Below are 14,484 nucleotides of genomic sequence, written 5' to 3' on the forward strand. Positions count from 1 at the left end.
TCTTTATAGCTTGACGCTCCCAGGCAATCAAATTACGTTATTCGTAATTGGATTACGATAAAAATAAAAATGCCTCCGGAGGTTTCATGGACCTGGATCCTGGTGCAGCCGCGCCGCGTTACCTGAGCGGCTTCGGCAACGAATTCAGCAGCGAAGCGCTGTCCGGCGCCTTGCCCGCCGGCCGCAATTCCCCGCAAAAGGCCCCCTACGGCCTGTATGCCGAACAGTTTTCCGGCACCGCCTTTACCGTCCCCCGCAGCGAAGCCCGGCGCACCTGGCTGTACCGCATCCGCCCCTCGGCGCTGCACCCGCGCTTCGAACCGCTGGCGCGCCAGCTGCAGGGTGGGCCGCTTGGCGACGCCACGCCCAACCGCCTGCGCTGGGACCCATTGCTGATGCCCACGGCGCCCACGGACTTTCTGGACGGCTGGGTGGCCATGGCCGCCAACGGCCCGGCCGATGCACCCAGCGGCACCAGCCTTTACCACTACGCCGCCAACCGCAGCATGGAGCGGGTGTTCTACAACGCCGACGGCGAACTGTTGCTGGTGCCGGAGCAGGGGCGCCTGCGGCTGCGGACCGAGCTCGGTGTGTTGGACCTTGAGCCGCTGGAGATCGCGGTGGTGCCGCGCGGGCTGAAGTTCACCGTCGAGCTGCCTGATGGCCAGGCGCGTGGCTACCTGGCGGAAAACCACGGCGCACCGTTGCGTCTGCCCGACCTTGGGCCCATCGGCAGCAATGGGCTGGCGAACGCCCGTGATTTCCTCACGCCCGTGGCGCATTACCAGGACAGCAGCGGCCCGGTTGCCCTGGTGCAGAAATTCCTTGGCCGCCTGTGGGGCTGCGAGCTGCAACACTCACCCTTGGACGTGGTGGCCTGGCACGGCAACAACGTGCCGTACAAATACGACCTGCGGTTGTTCAACACCCTGGGTACCGTCAGTTACGACCACCCGGACCCGTCTATCTTTACCGTGTTGACCTCGCCCACCAGCGTGCCTGGCATGGCCAACATGGACTTCGTGATTTTCCCGCCACGCTGGATGGTGGCGGACAACACCTTCAGGCCGCCGTGGTTCCACCGCAACCTGATGAACGAGTACATGGGCTTGATACAGGGCGCCTACGACGCCAAGGCCGAGGGCTTCGTGCCCGGCGGCGCGTCGCTGCACAGTTGCATGAGCGCCCACGGGCCCGACGCCGAGACCTGCGCCAAGGCCACGGCCGCCGAGCTGGCGCCGGTGCGCATCGAACAGACCATGGCGTTCATGTTCGAGACCAGCCAAGTGCTGCGCCCCAGCTACCATGCCCTGGCGTGCAGCCAATTGCAGGGCAGTTATGACGCGTGCTGGGCCAGCCTGCCCAGCACCTTCAACCCGAACCGGAGGGATGCATGAATCAGCACCACAGCTGGGTAGCCAGCGCCAACGGCCACGCCGATTTTCCGTTGCAGAACCTGCCGCTGGGTGTGTTCAGCCCCCAGGGCGGGCGGCCACGGGCGGGAGTGGCCATTGGTGACTCGATCCTGGACCTGGAAGCGCTGCTGGCCACCGGGTTGCTGCAAGGTGAAGCCGCCACGGCGGCGCTGGCCTGCGAGGGCGGCCAGCTCAACGGCTTTTTTGCCCTGGGCCGCCAGGCGCGGATAGGGTTGCGTGAGCGCCTGACCCAACTGCTGGCCGAGGGCAGTGAAACCCAGGGGGCGGTGCGCGATTGCCTGCATCCGGCCAGCGACTGCCAGTTGCACCTGCCCGCGCGCGTAGGCGACTACACCGATTTCTACGTGGGCATCGAGCACGCGAAAAACGTCGGCAAGCTGTTCCGCCCCGACAATCCGCTGCTGCCCAACTACAAGTACGTGCCGATTGGTTACCACGGCCGCGCCTCCACCTTGCGGCCGTCGGGCACGCCGGTGCGCCGGCCCAAGGGCCAGACCATGCCGGCCGGGCGCAGCGAGCCGGATTTCGGCCCTTGCGCACGGTTGGACTTCGAGCTGGAACTGGGTATTTGGATCGGCCCGGGCAACGCCATGGGCGAGGGCATCGCCATCGACCGCGCCGACGAGCATGTGGCCGGCTACTGTCTGCTCAACGACTGGTCGGCGCGCGATATCCAGGCCTGGGAGTACCAGCCGCTGGGGCCATTCCTGTCGAAAAGCTTCATCACCAGCCTGTCACCCTGGGTGGTTACCGCCGAGGCGCTGGAGCCGTTTCGCTGCGCCCAGGCGCCACGCCCCGAAGGCGACCCGCAGCCGCTGCCGTACCTGTGGGATGCGCGCGACCAGCACAGCGGCGCGCTGGACATTGAACTGGAAGTGCTGCTGTTGACCGAGCACATGCGCGAACAGGGCTTGCCTGCCGAACGCATCGCCCTCAGCAACACCCGCAGCATGTACTGGACCGTGGCCCAACTGGTCACCCACCACAGCGTCAATGGCTGCCAACTGCAGGCGGGCGACCTGTTCGGTTCCGGCACGCTGTCCGGCGCCCAGCCAGGGCAATACGGCAGCCTGCTGGAAATGACCAACGGCGGCAAACAGCCGCTGAGCCTGGCGTCGGGTGAAACGCGACGTTTCCTTGAAGACGGCGATGAAGTGATCCTGCGGGCGCGGTGCGTGGCGCCGGGCCAGGTGTCCATCGGCTTCGGCGAGTGCCGTGGCCGGATCGTTGCCGCCGCGTGAGGGCCTGGGCATGCACCTCTATACCTACTACCGCTCGACCTCGTCATACCGGGTGCGCATTGCCCTGGCATTGAAGGGGCTGGCGTATGAGGCGCTGCCGGTGAACCTGCTGGCTGGCGAGCAGCGTTCGCCGGCCTACCTGGCCATTGACCCCCAGGGGCGGGTGCCAGCATTGCGGGTCGCGACCGGGCAGTTGCTGATCCAGTCCGGCGCGATCATCGAATACCTGGAAGAGCGCTACCCCCAGGTGCCGCTGCTGGCCAGCGACCTGCTGGTGCGCGCCCAGGCGCGGGGCATTGCCGGGCTGATCGGTTGCGACATTCACCCGCTGCACAATGTCAGCGTGCTCAACCGCCTGCGCAGCCTGGGGCAGGATGAAGCGCAGGTGCAGGCCTGGATTGCCGCCTGGATTGGCCAGGGCCTGGAAGCCGTGGAGCAACTGCTCGGCGGCAGCGGCTGGTGCGTGGGCGAGCAGCCGGGCCTGGCGGATGTGTACCTGATTCCGCAACTGTACGCGGCGGAGCGTTTCAACGTATCGGTGGCGCAGTGGCCACGCATTCAGCGGGTCGCCGCCCTGGCCGCGCAGCACCCGGCGTTTGCCCAGGCGCACCCGGCGTGCCAGGCCGACACGCCGTCAGTGCAGTGACGAGGGCGCGGGCGGCAGCTCGCCCAGGCGCGTGGTCAGGCGCAGGCGCTGGATCGGGTCTTCGCTGAGCAGCAGCGCGTATTCGAGGTCGAAGCGTTCGCCGCGCGGGCATTCCAGATGCTGGTAGATACCGGCGCGGGCGATGTAGTCGGCGGCCGTGGGCGCACCCAGCAGCAACACCCGCTCGGCATCCTTCAGCGCTGCCACGTGGTCATCGTGGGTGCTGTGCAACTGGCGCAGGTTGCGTGACAGGCGTTGCAGCATCTGCCGCGGGTCGGCCTGGGCCATGTGCTCCGCCAGCAACGGCACCTGCGGGCCGAACTGCCGGCCCAGCAGCTCGCGGCAGTCGGCAGGGTACAGGCGGCGGCCACCGCAGGGGTCCAGTTGGTGATCGGCACCGGGTACCCGCAGCAGGAAATGCCCCGGGAAGTTGACGCCCATCAGCGGGATGTCCAGGCGCCTGGCCATCTCCAGCGCCAGCAGCGCCAAGGCCAGCGGCTGGCCGCGCTTGCGCTCCAGCACCTTGTTCAGTAAAGCCGCCTGGGGCCGCAGCGGGTGGAAATCATCCTGCACGAAGCCCAGCGCGTTGAGCCGGCGCAACAGCGGTTGCGCCAGTTCCGACACCGGCAGCATGGGCAGGCCGATACTGATCTGCAGTTGCAGCTCGCGCAGTTGTTCGTCGCACTGGCGCGGGTTGAACGCCGGATCGTGTTCGGCAGCGATCCACAACGCGGCGTCGAAAGTCGCGGGCGGGCTTTGCACAAGGCACTCCAGGCAAGCCTGGCGCGCGGCGTCGAGGACAGGTTTCATACTTTCTCTTGTAGCCCTGCGCCGGCTTTTCGTCCAGTGCCGGCCGTGGCAACGGCTACACTGTTAACACAACAAGATCGGGAGCCACTCGATGTTTGCTCTCATGCAAAGCACCCGCACCCACGCGCTGCACCTGGCCGTCGACCCGGTGACCGGCCTGCGCGCGGTGATTGCCATTCATAATTGCCGCGCCGGCCCGGCGATTGGTGGCTGCCGTTACCTTGCCTATCCCGATGATGAAAGCGCCATGGTCGACGCCATTCGCCTGGCCCAGGGCATGAGCTTCAAGGCGGCGCTGGCCGGGCTGCCGTTTGGTGGCGGCAAGGCGGTAATCATCCGCAGCCCCCATGTGGAAAACCGCGCCGGCCTGTTCGAAGCCTTTGGCCGTTTCATCGAGACCCTGGACGGCCGCTTCATTACCGCCATCGACAGCGGTACCTCCACCGCCGACATGGACTGCGTGGCCCAGCACACCCGTCACGTCACCAGCACCACCGCCGCCGGCGACCCGGCGCCCCACGCGGCCATGGGCGTGTTCGCCGGCATTCGCGCCACCGCCATGGCGCGCCTGGGCACCGATAACCTCGAAGGGCTGCGCATTGCCGTGCAGGGGCTGGGCAACGTCGGCTACGCCGTGGCCGAGCAGTTGCACGCCGCCGGTGCCGAGCTGCTGGTCAGCGACCTTGACCCGGGCAAGGTGCAACTGGCCATGGAACAACTGGGCGCCCACCCGGTGGCAGCCGAAGGGCTGCTAGGCACCCCTTGCGATATTTTCTCGCCCTGCGGCCTGGGCTCGATACTCAACGGCCAAAGCGTCTCGCAACTGCGCTGCGCCGCGGTAGCCGGCGCCGCCAACAACCAGCTCACCAGCCTGCAGGCCGCCGACCAACTGGAAAAGCGCGGCATTCTTTACGCCCCCGACTACGTGATCAATTCCGGCGGGCTGATTTACGTGGCCCTCAAGCACCAGGGCGAGGAGGTCGGCACCATCACCGCGCACCTGGCGCGCATCGCCGCGCGCCTCACTGAAGTGTTTGCCCACGCCCAGGCCGAGAAGCGCTCACCGGCGCGGGTGGCCGAGGCCCTGGCGGAGAAACTCATCTACGCCTGATTTGGCGAGCCGGCGCCTTACCGGCGCCAGCTCCTTGAACGACCTGCGGCCACAAGCGGCGGGTCATGACCACTACACGTACCCCGTGTGGACCAGGAGTTGCGCAATGACCTCCAACAAGATCAAGGTTTCCTATACCCGTTACCTTTCCCCCGACGGCCGCCTGCTGGGCCCCTTGCCCGCCTGGGCCGATGACTTCAACCTGCTGACCCGCCTGTACCGGCAAATGGTGCTGACGCGCCTGTTCGACCAGAAGGCCGTGGCCTTGCAGCGCACCGGCCGCATCGGCACCTACGCACCCACCCTGGGCCAGGAAGCCATAGGCGTGGCCATCGGCAGCCTGATGCACGCCGAAGACGTGCTCATCCCTTACTACCGCGACACCGCCGTGCAATTGATGCGTGGCGTGCGCATGGAAGAAATTTTGCTGTACTGGGGCGGCGATGAGCGCGGCAGCGATTACGCCGAACCCGCTGTAGCCCAGGACTTCCCGCTGTGCGTACCCATCGCCACCCAGGCCCTGCATGCCTGCGGCGTGGCCAGCGCGTTCAAGATTCGCGGCGAGCACCGGGTGGCCGTGACCACCTGCGGTGATGGCGCCACCAGCAAGGGCGATTTCCTCGAAGCACTCAACGTGGCCGGCGCCTGGCAGTTGCCCGTGGTATTCGTGATCAACAACAACCAGTGGGCCATTTCGGTGCCGCGGCGCATCCAGTGTGGCGCGCCCACGCTGGCACAGAAGGCCATCGGCGCCGGCTTCCATGGCGAGCAGGTGGATGGCAACGACATGCTCGCGGTGTATGACCGTATGCAGGTGGCGCTGGAGCGCGCCCGCCAGGGCAAGGGCCCGGTGCTGCTGGAGTGCCTGAGCTACCGGCTGGGCGACCACACCACCGCCGACGACGCCACCCGCTACCGCAGCGCCGACGAGGTGAAGCAGGCCTGGCAGGAAGAGCCGATCAAGCGCCTGCAATCGTTCATGGCCGGGCAGGGCGTATGGGACGAGGGCCGCGAGCAGGCGTTGATCGCCGAATGCCAGGGCCTGGTGCAGCAGTCCGTCGACAACTTCGAGGGCGCGGGCACCCAGGCGCCCGAGTCGGTAATGGATTATGTGTACGCCAAGTGGCCGGCGGTGCTGGCCGACCAGCGCGAGGACTTTCTTGAGCGGGTGGCGCGCCGCCAGGGAGGTGCCAACCATGAATAACGACAAGATCAGCCTGCTGGAAGCGGTGAACCTGGCCATGCACCGGGCCATGGCCGAGGACGAAAACGTGGTGGTGCTGGGCGAGGACGTGGGCGTCAACGGCGGCGTGTTCCGCGCCACCCAGGGGCTGCGCGACAGCTTCGGCTTCAAGCGCGTGATCGATTCGCCGCTGGCGGAAACCATGCTCGGTGGCCTGGTAATAGGCATGGCCGCCCAGGGCCTGAAACCCATCGTCGAAATCCAGTTCATGGGCTTTATCTACGCCACCATGGAACACCTGGTGTCCCACGCCAGCCGCATGCGCAACCGCACGCGCGGGCGCCTGAGCTGCCCGATGGTGCTGCGCACGCCCATGGGCGCGGGCATTCGCGCGCCCGAGCATCACAGCGAAAGCACCGAGGCATTGTTCGCGCATATTCCCGGCCTGCGCGTGGTTATTCCGTCGTCACCGGCACGTGCCTACGGGCTGTTGCTGGCGGCCATCGACGACCCCGACCCGGTACTGTTCCTGGAGCCCACGCGCCTGTACCGCATGAACCCGCAGCCGCTGGTGGACGACGGCAAGCGCCTGCCGCTGGACACCTGCTTCACCCTGCGCGAGGGCAGCGACCTGACCCTGATCAGCTGGGGCGCCAGCGTGCATGAAACCCTGCAGGCCGCCGACGCCCTGGCCGAGCGCGGCATAGCGGCGGAAGTCATCGACGTGGCCTGCGTGAAACCGCTGGACCTGGACACCCTGGAAGCCTCGGTGCGCAAGACCGGCCGCTGCGTCATCGTCCACGAAGCGCCGCGCTCCTGCGGGGTGGGCGCAGAGATCGCCGCCAGCCTCTACGAGCGCGCCTTGCTGGACCTGCAGGCGCCCATTCAGCGTGTCACCGCCCCGGACATTCCGCCGCCGTTGTACAAGCTTGAGCAGCTGTACATCCCGGCGGTGCCAGACATTCTCGACGCTTGCGACACCGTGCTGAATTTCGCCTGAGGAGGCTGCGATGAAATATTTCAAACTGCCCGACCTGGGCGAAGGCCTGCAAGAAGCCGAAATCGTGCAATGGCACGTCAAGGCCGGCGATACGGTCAAGGCTGACCAGTTGCTGGTGTCGGTGGAAACCGCCAAGGCACTGGTGGACATTCCCGCTCCCTACGACGGCGTGGTCGCCAAGACCTTCGGGGGCGAAGGCGACATTCTCCACGTGGGCGAACCACTGCTGGGCTACGAAGGTGAGGCCGACGCCGGCACCGTGGTTGGCCGGCTGGAAGGCGGCGGTGCCAGCGCCGATCAGTTCTTCGTCGGCGCCGCGCCCTCCACCCGTGAACACCTGGCCACCCGTGCCACCCCGGCGGTGCGGCAACTGGCCCGGCAACTGGGCGTCGACCTGACCGCGCTGGCTGGCTCGGGCAGCGATGGCCTGGTGACACGCGCCGACGTCGAAGCCGCAGCGCAGACCGCCCAGGACCGCTTTGGTGGCGAGAAGCTGCGCGGCGTGCGCCGTAGCATGGCGTTGAACATGGCCAAGTCCCACGCCGAAGTAGTGCCGGTGACCATCTTTGGTGACGCCGACCTGCACCGCTGGGGCCAGGCCCGCGACCCGCTGATTCGGCTGGGCAAGGCCATGGCCGCTGCCTGCAAGGTGGAACCGGTGCTTAATAGCTGGTTCGACGGCCGCAGCCTGGCCATCCGCACCCATGAAAAACTCGACCTGGGCATTGCCGTGGACACCCCCGACGGGCTGTTCGTGCCGGTGCTGCGCGATGTCGGCAACCGCAGTGCCGAAGACCTCAAGGAGGGCATGAACCTGTTGCGTGCGGACGTCAAGGCGCGCTCCATTCCGGCGAAGGAAATGATGGGGGCGACGATCACGTTGTCGAACTTCGGCACCCTGTTCGGGCGCTATGCCAACCCCGTGGTGGTACCGCCGCAAGTGGCGATCATTGGCGCGGGTGGCATTCGCGAAGAGCCGGTGGCGGTAGCAGGGCAGGTGGTTGTGCACCCGATTCTGCCGCTGTCGCTGACCTTCGATCACCGGGCGGTGACAGGCGGGGAGGCCGCGCGGTTCCTGCGGGCGTTGGTGGAAGAGTTGGAGCAACCATAACGGCAACTTCAATTGTGGGAGCTGGCAAGCCAGCTCCCACAATACACCGCGGTTGCGAAGGGATTTACTCGGCGCCTTCGCCGCTGATCAATTCATTCAGCGCGTCGGGCTGGCTTTTGAACGCCTTGGCGAACACATCGCGGTTCTTGGCCATGTAGATGCCCGCGTCTTCAACCTGTTGCTCGGTCAGGGACGGGACTGCCTTTTTCAGGACTTCTGCGAGCAGCTCAGCGAGCTCGAGCATTTTGTCATGACGGTCAGCTTCGGCTTTATCCATGAACAGACGCTCCAGATCTCGGCTGCTGCGGTATACCACTTCGACGGCCATTCACCACCTCACATGCCTTTACGAAAGTTGTCGATTTCGACCACTGGTTGTTTATACAGTGAAAGGATAAGGGATTTCGCTGCCGCTGGATAGTGGCAATTTAATCAGTGTTGCCGCGGGGTGAGACAAAATGCCTTCACCGCAAGCCCAGGCTGCTGATGCACAATGAAAGCATCCGCACCCCACGAGTCAAGGAACCTGCACCGTGAAAATCAATTGGGCTGACGCCATGCGCAAGAACGTCCACAACCTGGCCGGCTCCCTGGGCAACCTGCTGGTCGAGACCTTCCACTACCTGGCGCTGTTCGCCATTGGTGCCATCACCGCATGGGCCGCCGTGGTGGCGTTCCTGGGCATGGTGGAGAAGGGCAACATCATGGTCGATGACATTCTGCTGCTGTTCATCTACCTGGAATTGGGTGCCATGGTGGGCATCTATTTCAAGACCAACCACATGCCTGTGCGCTTCCTGATCTACGTGGCCATCACGGCGCTGACCCGCCTGCTGATCTCCGACGTGTCGCACCACGGCCCGGCCGACCTGGGCGTGGTGTACCTGTCGGGCGCCATTCTGTTGCTGGCATTCGCCATTCTGGTGGTGCGCTACGCCTCGTCCCAGTACCCCTCGGCCAAGGTCCCCGACCCGGACGCCATGACCAAGGGTGCACTCACCGAGGAAAAAGGCGAGACCTGAGTCCCTGGGGCTCAGTTCACCCAGCCGCCCTGGCGCCAGTGCCAGCCGTCACGGGTCTGCACCCAGTGCGGGTGCACGTAGCGGTAGCCGGGGCGCAGCGGCTCCCAATGGCCGCGTACCGGTACGTAGCGGCCGCCTTCCCAGGCCCAGTAGCCGCGGGCCCATACATAGCCCTGGCGTGGCCCCGGCTCTTCCTCGATGACCTGCACCGGCGGTGCTTGCGGCGCTACCACTTCAACGTATTCGCGGTGTACGGGGCGGCGGTCATGGACCACGCGTTCTTCAACGCAGCCAGCGGTGGCGGCGACAATGGCCAGCAGGGCGATGCTTCGCATCAGCATAGTGTCTACCTCTTGTAATTTTCTGTAACGAACTTGAAAACTACAGCAGCTCTGGCGCGCCGCCCAGCGCCTTTACCTGCGGCCGCGTGGTGGTACAGGCGGCGTTCAGGCAACCGGGCAAAAGGCTGGCACACGGCAAACCCGCCCCCGCCTAAAGGCCGAGGGTTTGCGCAAAGTCGGAAGGGGGGTGGAGCGGGTTGTCAGATGCCCACTTGCAGCCCGGGCTTGTTGCTCAGCCAGCCCTTGGCAGGCGGCGTGGGCAGTTTCAGGGCGTCACCGTCGGTCATGGCGGCCAGGATCTCCATGGCGCTATGGCCTTGCTCGATGGCGATGCCGAACTTGATGCTTTCAATCAGCCGCTGCACCCGCTTGGGGTCGTTGCGCTGGGCGGCGCTGATCATTCGTTTGGCCACTACCCCGGTTTCATTGGACAGGGTCAGCATGATGCTGCCGTCGAGGCGTTCGATGCTGAGGTTGACCCGGTATTCGGGCTGGAAGGCATCGCTGATCGCTTGAAAGGGGTTTTCCATGGTGCGTCACCTGAGATGTAAGACGTGCATCAATTGACTGGGTGTTTTCACGTTAGTTCGACCCTCCAGACCATTGAGTACGAAGCAAGGGCCATGCCGCGAACATCGGCAGGGTGTGGGTGCTGGCATGCCAGCGAGCTGTTCAGGCGCCGGAAAACTCGCTGGCAAGCCAGCTCCCACAGGGTTGCAGGCACAAAAAAGGCGAGCCATGGTGGGCTCGCCTTTCTTCGTTACAGGTTGTGTCTAGCTGTTGAGTACCTGTTCGTTTTCCAGGAATTCTTCCTGTAACAGGGCATCGGTTTCACTGCCTGCACCATTCTGGCTATTCACCGCGCGTTTGCTGCGCAGCTTGCCGAACAGGTGTTCCAGGGCGTGGGAAAGTTTGGTGGCGGCGCCATCCACTGCCTGATCCAGCGTGGCGGCCTTGTGGGTCACGGAAATCGGTTGGTGGCCTTTTGGCCGCGCTTCCATCTGGCAGCGCTTGTCGTGCGGGCCGGGCTTGTCGCCGTTTTCATCGGCCAGGTGAACCTCGATGCGGGTGAGGTCTTCTTCGTAGCGGTCGAGCGTGCTTTCTACGGTACTGCGTACCCACTCCTCCAGTCGGATGCTGCTTTGAATATGGTTGTCGCTATTGACTTGGATTTGCATAGTTCATCCCTTATTCAGCTAGCTCGCAAGAGATGCGCCGAGGGTGGAAATCAGCGCCTCTTGATTACAAGGTCGGGCACTTGGCCGAACAATTCAACCCCCTGATGAAGATAAATATTCAGTAACGCCATTTCCATTGACCTGTAGCAGCTGCGGAAGCCTGCGTCACGGCGAGCGGATTTCTTTGCGCATGAGAATATTTATCATTAATATCGGAGTTTGACCTTTTTGTTACCTTGAGCCCGCCACTGCCATGAAAAGCCCCTCTGCCGGCCTGCCGGTTGCCTACCGCCTGGGCGTCTGCTCGCGCATTGTCGCAGCGGCGCTTGGTGGCTACGTGCTGGCCTCGCTGGCGGGCATCAGCCTGGCGGCGCTGATGCCGCTGGCGCGGGCCGAAGCCATGGTCAGCGGCATGATGCTGTCGTTCCTGGTGTATGTGGTGGCGGTGCTCTGGTGCTTTGCCTGCCGTACTGCCGCGCGGGCCTGGCTGGGCCTGCTGGTGCCAAGCCTGGTGCTGTTGGCGATCAATGGACTGTCGTACTGGATGCAGCACACATGAAAGAAGGTTTTCGCCAGGCCATGGCCTGGCTGCACACCTGGGCGGGCCTGGTGTTCGGCTGGCTGCTGTTCGCCATTTTCCTCACCGGCACATTGTCGTATTTCAAGGACGAGATCAGCCACTGGACCCACCCCGAAATCGCCGCCTACCCGCTGGACGCTGCAGCCAGCCTGGGCCATGCCCAGGCCTACCTGCAAGCCAATGCGCCGCAGGCGTCGGTGTGGTACATCACCGTGCCCGATGCCCGCCAGCCGGACATCGGCCTGATGTACCCGGACGCCACAGGCAAATTCCAGCAAGTGAGCCTCGATGCCCACAGCGGCCAGGCGGTCACCGCCCGCGAGTCAATGGGCGGCGAGTTCTTCTACCGTTTCCATTTCCAGCTGCAACTGCCGTACCCCTGGGGGCGCTGGCTGGCCAGCCTGTGCGCGCTGGTGATGCTGGCCACGCTGGTCAGCGGCATCATCACCCACAAGAAAATCTTCAAGGAGTTCTTCACTTTCCGCCCGCGCAAGGGCCAGCGTTCCTGGCTGGACGGGCACAACGCCGTGGGCGTGCTGGTGCTGCCGTTTCACCTGATGATCACCTACAGCAGCCTGGTGATTTTCATGACCATGCTGTTGCCGGCCAATATCCTGGCCCAGTACGGCTCGCAGACCGGTTCGGTGTTCGCCGAGCTGATGCCCACTTCGAACGTGCCGGCCGCTGCCAATCAACCCGCCGCGCTGGTGCCGTTGGCCGATCTGTATACGCGGTTTCGCCAGCACGCGCCCGGCAGTCAACTGGGCCTGGTGGAGGTTGACCACCCAGGCGACGCCAACGCCTCGGTGATATTCGGCCGCCATGGCGCTGACCGCATCGTCCATCAGATCGGCCAGGGCCTGGTGTTCGACGGCGTCAGCGGCACGCTGCGGTCCGACAGCCAGGTCAGCAGCCTGCCGCTGGTGATCGCTGGCGGCCTGTATGGCCTGCACATGGGCCACTTTGCCGGTGCAGGCCTGCGGTGGCTGTACTTCCTCGCCGGCATCGGCGGCACGGCCATGATCGGTACAGGGCTGGTGATGTGGCTGGGCAAGCGCCAGCTCAAGCACGCCAAAAGTGCGCGCCAGCCGTTTCACCTGCGGCTGGTGGCGGTGCTCAACATCATGAGCATGGCCGGCCTGCTGCTGGCCGTGGCCGGCTTTTTCTGGGCCAACCGCTTGCTGCCGGTGGACCTGGCGGGCCGCAGCGACCTGGAAGTGCGGTTGTTCTTCTGGGTCTGGGGCCTGTCGGCGTTGCACGCGGCGCTGCGCCCGGCACGCCAGGCATGGCTGGAGCAGCTGGGGCTGGGGGCGCTGCTGTTTGCCGGGGTGCCGCTGCTGAACGCGCTGACCACCGCCCACGGCTTGAATCACTCCCTGGCCGGCGGCGACTGGGCCATGGCCGGGGTCGACCTCGGCGCGCTGGGCTGGGGCCTGCTGATGGCCTGGGCGGTGCGCAAGCTATGGCGCCAGGCGCCGGTGAAAAGCGCGCGCAAGGTGGTACTCAAGGCCGAGGGCGAACCGTCATGATGCCGATGATCGCGCTGCTGTGTTATTCGGGCTTCACCAGCCTGTGCCTGGCCATGGACCGCCATTACCGCGACCTCACGGGCCGTGCGCTGCAAGCGCGGGTAGGGCTGGTGCTGCGCCTTGGCGGGGCGCTGCTGTTGGCCAGCGCCCTGGCGGCGGCAGTGCACGCCGATGGCGGCTGGAGCATGGGCCTGGTGCACTGGTGCGCAGGGCTGATGGGCAGCGCGATGCTGTTGGTGTTCCTGTTGCCATACCGTCCGCGCCTGGCCCTGGGCCTGGCTGCCGCCGGCGTGCCGTTGGCGCCGTTGCTGGGCATCGCCCTTTAACCCAGGAAGGCCGCCCGGTAGCTGACGGGGGAGGCGTTCAATGCCTGCCTGAAGCGATTGCTGAAATGGCTGGCGCTGGCGAATCCGCACGCCAGGGCAATATCACCCACCGCCAGCCGGCTGCCGCGCAACAACGCGCACGCCCGCGCCATGCGCCGCGCCAGCACGTACTGGTGCGGCGGCAGGCCGAAACTGGCGCGGAACATGCGCGCGAAATGGTATTCGGACAGGTTGCACAGGCCGGCCAGCTCGCCCAGGGTCAGCGGTTGGTCCAGCGCGCCGTCCACATGCGCCACCAACCGTCGCCGGTGGTGGCCGGCCAGACCGCCGTTTACCCGCACCCCGTCACGCAAACCGGCCTGGTTCAACAGCGTGTGGCTGAGCAGCTCATGGGCCAGGCTGGTGCCCAGCAGGCGCTCTGCCGGCTCCTGCCAGTCCAGCGCAATCAATTGGCGAAAACGCACGACCTGGTAGGGATCGTCGAGAAATGTCAGCTCGCGCAGCTGCATCTCCCGCGGCTCGCGGTCCAGCAGCGTCACGCAGCCCAGGGCGAACTGCTGCTCGGTGAAATACAGGTGCGCCAGGCGCAACTCGCCATTCACCACCCACGCCGAATCCTGCCCCGCGGGCAGCGTGCACAGCTTGTCCGGCGCACCCTTGCGCCCCGGTGCATCGGTGCGGAACGTGCCCGTGCCGCCAGCCACGTAGCAGGACAGCGTGTGATGGCTGGGCGCCTGGTAATGCTGCGAATCGTGGCGGTTGTTCCACAACGCCGCCACCAGCCCGTCGCCCAGCGCCGCGCTTTGCTCCAGGCGCGCGTGGGGGGAGCGGTGCAGGCATTGGAACACCTGGATGTGCGGGTTGGCGGTCATGGGGAATCCTCTGCGGGCATGGTACTCGCAGCGCAGGCGCGTGGCAGGGTGCGGGCGATGAAAAGCGCAAGAATTGGCAAGTGCCTGGTGCCGCCCGC

General features: G+C 65.5%; 17 protein-coding genes. 11 read left to right on the forward strand and 6 right to left on the reverse strand.

Annotated features, from left to right (window positions below):
• Window positions 1-86 precede the first annotated feature (86 nt).
• The 3 genes from hmgA to maiA are packed head-to-tail and all read left to right on the forward strand — an operon-like array spanning window position 87 to window position 3,323.
• Window positions 87-1,397, forward strand: a complete 1,311-nt coding sequence (hmgA, locus tag AC0SZ7_RS22330) for a homogentisate 1,2-dioxygenase (protein ID WP_475506401.1) — start codon at window positions 87-89, stop codon at window positions 1,395-1,397.
• Entirely contained in the window at window positions 1,394-2,677 is a 1,284-nt protein-coding gene (fahA, locus tag AC0SZ7_RS22335; protein ID WP_475506402.1) for a fumarylacetoacetase, read from the forward strand. The genes hmgA and fahA overlap by 4 nt, the downstream gene beginning before the upstream one ends.
• A gap of 10 nt (window positions 2,678-2,687) precedes the next feature.
• The gene (gene maiA / locus AC0SZ7_RS22340; RefSeq protein ID WP_475506403.1) at window positions 2,688-3,323 is read left to right on the forward strand and encodes a maleylacetoacetate isomerase; all 636 of its coding nucleotides are present in this window, start codon (window positions 2,688-2,690) and stop codon (window positions 3,321-3,323) included.
• On the opposite strand, the gene AC0SZ7_RS22345 is transcribed toward maiA, so the two are convergent.
• The gene (locus tag AC0SZ7_RS22345) at window positions 3,312-4,133 is read right to left on the reverse strand and encodes a SirB1 family protein (RefSeq protein ID WP_475506404.1); all 822 of its coding nucleotides are present in this window, start codon (window positions 4,131-4,133) and stop codon (window positions 3,312-3,314) included. The two genes, maiA and AC0SZ7_RS22345, sit on opposite strands and share 12 nt — an antisense overlap.
• Before the next feature lie 91 nt (window positions 4,134-4,224).
• On the opposite strand from AC0SZ7_RS22345, the gene AC0SZ7_RS22350 reads away from it, so the two are divergent.
• From AC0SZ7_RS22350 to AC0SZ7_RS22365, 4 genes are all read left to right on the forward strand, one after another.
• Complete coding sequence (locus tag AC0SZ7_RS22350) at window positions 4,225-5,244, forward strand: Leu/Phe/Val dehydrogenase (RefSeq protein WP_475506405.1); 1,020 nt, start codon at window positions 4,225-4,227, stop codon at window positions 5,242-5,244.
• A 106-nt stretch (window positions 5,245-5,350) separates the two neighbouring features.
• Entirely contained in the window at window positions 5,351-6,448 is a 1,098-nt protein-coding gene (gene pdhA, locus AC0SZ7_RS22355) for a pyruvate dehydrogenase (acetyl-transferring) E1 component subunit alpha (RefSeq protein WP_475506406.1), read from the forward strand.
• A complete protein-coding gene (locus tag AC0SZ7_RS22360; protein WP_475506407.1) occupies window positions 6,441-7,427 on the forward strand; it encodes an alpha-ketoacid dehydrogenase subunit beta in 987 nt (328 codons plus the stop codon). The genes pdhA and AC0SZ7_RS22360 overlap by 8 nt, the downstream gene beginning before the upstream one ends.
• A 10-nt stretch (window positions 7,428-7,437) precedes the next feature.
• Complete coding sequence (locus AC0SZ7_RS22365; RefSeq protein ID WP_475506408.1) at window positions 7,438-8,538, forward strand: dihydrolipoamide acetyltransferase family protein; 1,101 nt, start codon at window positions 7,438-7,440, stop codon at window positions 8,536-8,538.
• A gap of 64 nt (window positions 8,539-8,602) precedes the next feature.
• Here the strand turns inward: AC0SZ7_RS22365 and AC0SZ7_RS22370 are convergent, their stop codons facing one another.
• On the reverse strand, window positions 8,603-8,866 hold the full coding sequence (locus tag AC0SZ7_RS22370; protein ID WP_027979086.1) for a YebG family protein: 264 nt from the start codon (window positions 8,864-8,866) through the stop codon (window positions 8,603-8,605).
• Between the two features lie 205 nt (window positions 8,867-9,071).
• Here AC0SZ7_RS22370 and AC0SZ7_RS22375 point away from each other — a divergent pair, with 205 nt between their 5' ends.
• Window positions 9,072-9,560 (forward strand): phosphate-starvation-inducible protein PsiE, encoded by a 489-nt coding sequence (locus AC0SZ7_RS22375; RefSeq protein WP_475506409.1) that lies wholly within the window; start codon window positions 9,072-9,074, stop codon window positions 9,558-9,560.
• Window positions 9,561-9,571: 11 nt separating this feature from the next.
• Here AC0SZ7_RS22375 and AC0SZ7_RS22380 read toward each other — a convergent pair whose 3' ends face one another.
• From AC0SZ7_RS22380 to AC0SZ7_RS22390, 3 genes are all read right to left on the reverse strand, one after another.
• Window positions 9,572-9,901: a YXWGXW repeat-containing protein gene (locus AC0SZ7_RS22380; RefSeq protein WP_475506410.1), complete on the reverse strand. Its 330-nt coding sequence runs from the start codon at window positions 9,899-9,901 to the stop codon at window positions 9,572-9,574.
• Window positions 9,902-10,101: 200 nt separating this feature from the next.
• On the reverse strand, window positions 10,102-10,431 hold the full coding sequence (locus AC0SZ7_RS22385) for a DUF3509 domain-containing protein (RefSeq protein WP_475506411.1): 330 nt from the start codon (window positions 10,429-10,431) through the stop codon (window positions 10,102-10,104).
• A 243-nt stretch (window positions 10,432-10,674) separates the two neighbouring features.
• Window positions 10,675-11,079, reverse strand: coding sequence for an HPF/RaiA family ribosome-associated protein (locus AC0SZ7_RS22390; RefSeq protein ID WP_475506412.1), 405 nt, complete (start codon window positions 11,077-11,079; stop codon window positions 10,675-10,677).
• Window positions 11,080-11,332: 253 nt separating this feature from the next.
• Between AC0SZ7_RS22390 and AC0SZ7_RS22395 the strand changes: the two genes are divergently transcribed.
• From AC0SZ7_RS22395 to AC0SZ7_RS22405, 3 genes are read left to right on the forward strand one after another with little or no spacing between them, the layout of a single operon-like run.
• Entirely contained in the window at window positions 11,333-11,638 is a 306-nt protein-coding gene (locus AC0SZ7_RS22395; RefSeq protein ID WP_475506413.1) for a DUF3649 domain-containing protein, read from the forward strand.
• Window positions 11,635-13,188 carry a PepSY-associated TM helix domain-containing protein gene (locus AC0SZ7_RS22400; RefSeq protein WP_475506414.1) on the forward strand — a complete coding sequence of 518 codons (1,554 nt, stop codon included), beginning with the start codon at window positions 11,635-11,637 and terminating at the stop codon, window positions 13,186-13,188. The genes AC0SZ7_RS22395 and AC0SZ7_RS22400 overlap by 4 nt, the downstream gene beginning before the upstream one ends.
• A complete protein-coding gene (locus AC0SZ7_RS22405) occupies window positions 13,188-13,514 on the forward strand; it encodes a DUF3325 domain-containing protein (protein WP_475506523.1) in 327 nt (108 codons plus the stop codon). The genes AC0SZ7_RS22400 and AC0SZ7_RS22405 overlap by 1 nt, the downstream gene beginning before the upstream one ends.
• Here the strand turns inward: AC0SZ7_RS22405 and AC0SZ7_RS22410 are convergent.
• A complete protein-coding gene (locus tag AC0SZ7_RS22410; RefSeq protein ID WP_475506415.1) occupies window positions 13,511-14,386 on the reverse strand; it encodes a helix-turn-helix transcriptional regulator in 876 nt (291 codons plus the stop codon). The two genes, AC0SZ7_RS22405 and AC0SZ7_RS22410, sit on opposite strands and share 4 nt — an antisense overlap.
• Between the last annotated feature and the right edge of the window lie 98 nt (window positions 14,387-14,484).

The organism is Pseudomonas sp. JC1203, assembly GCF_056175065.1.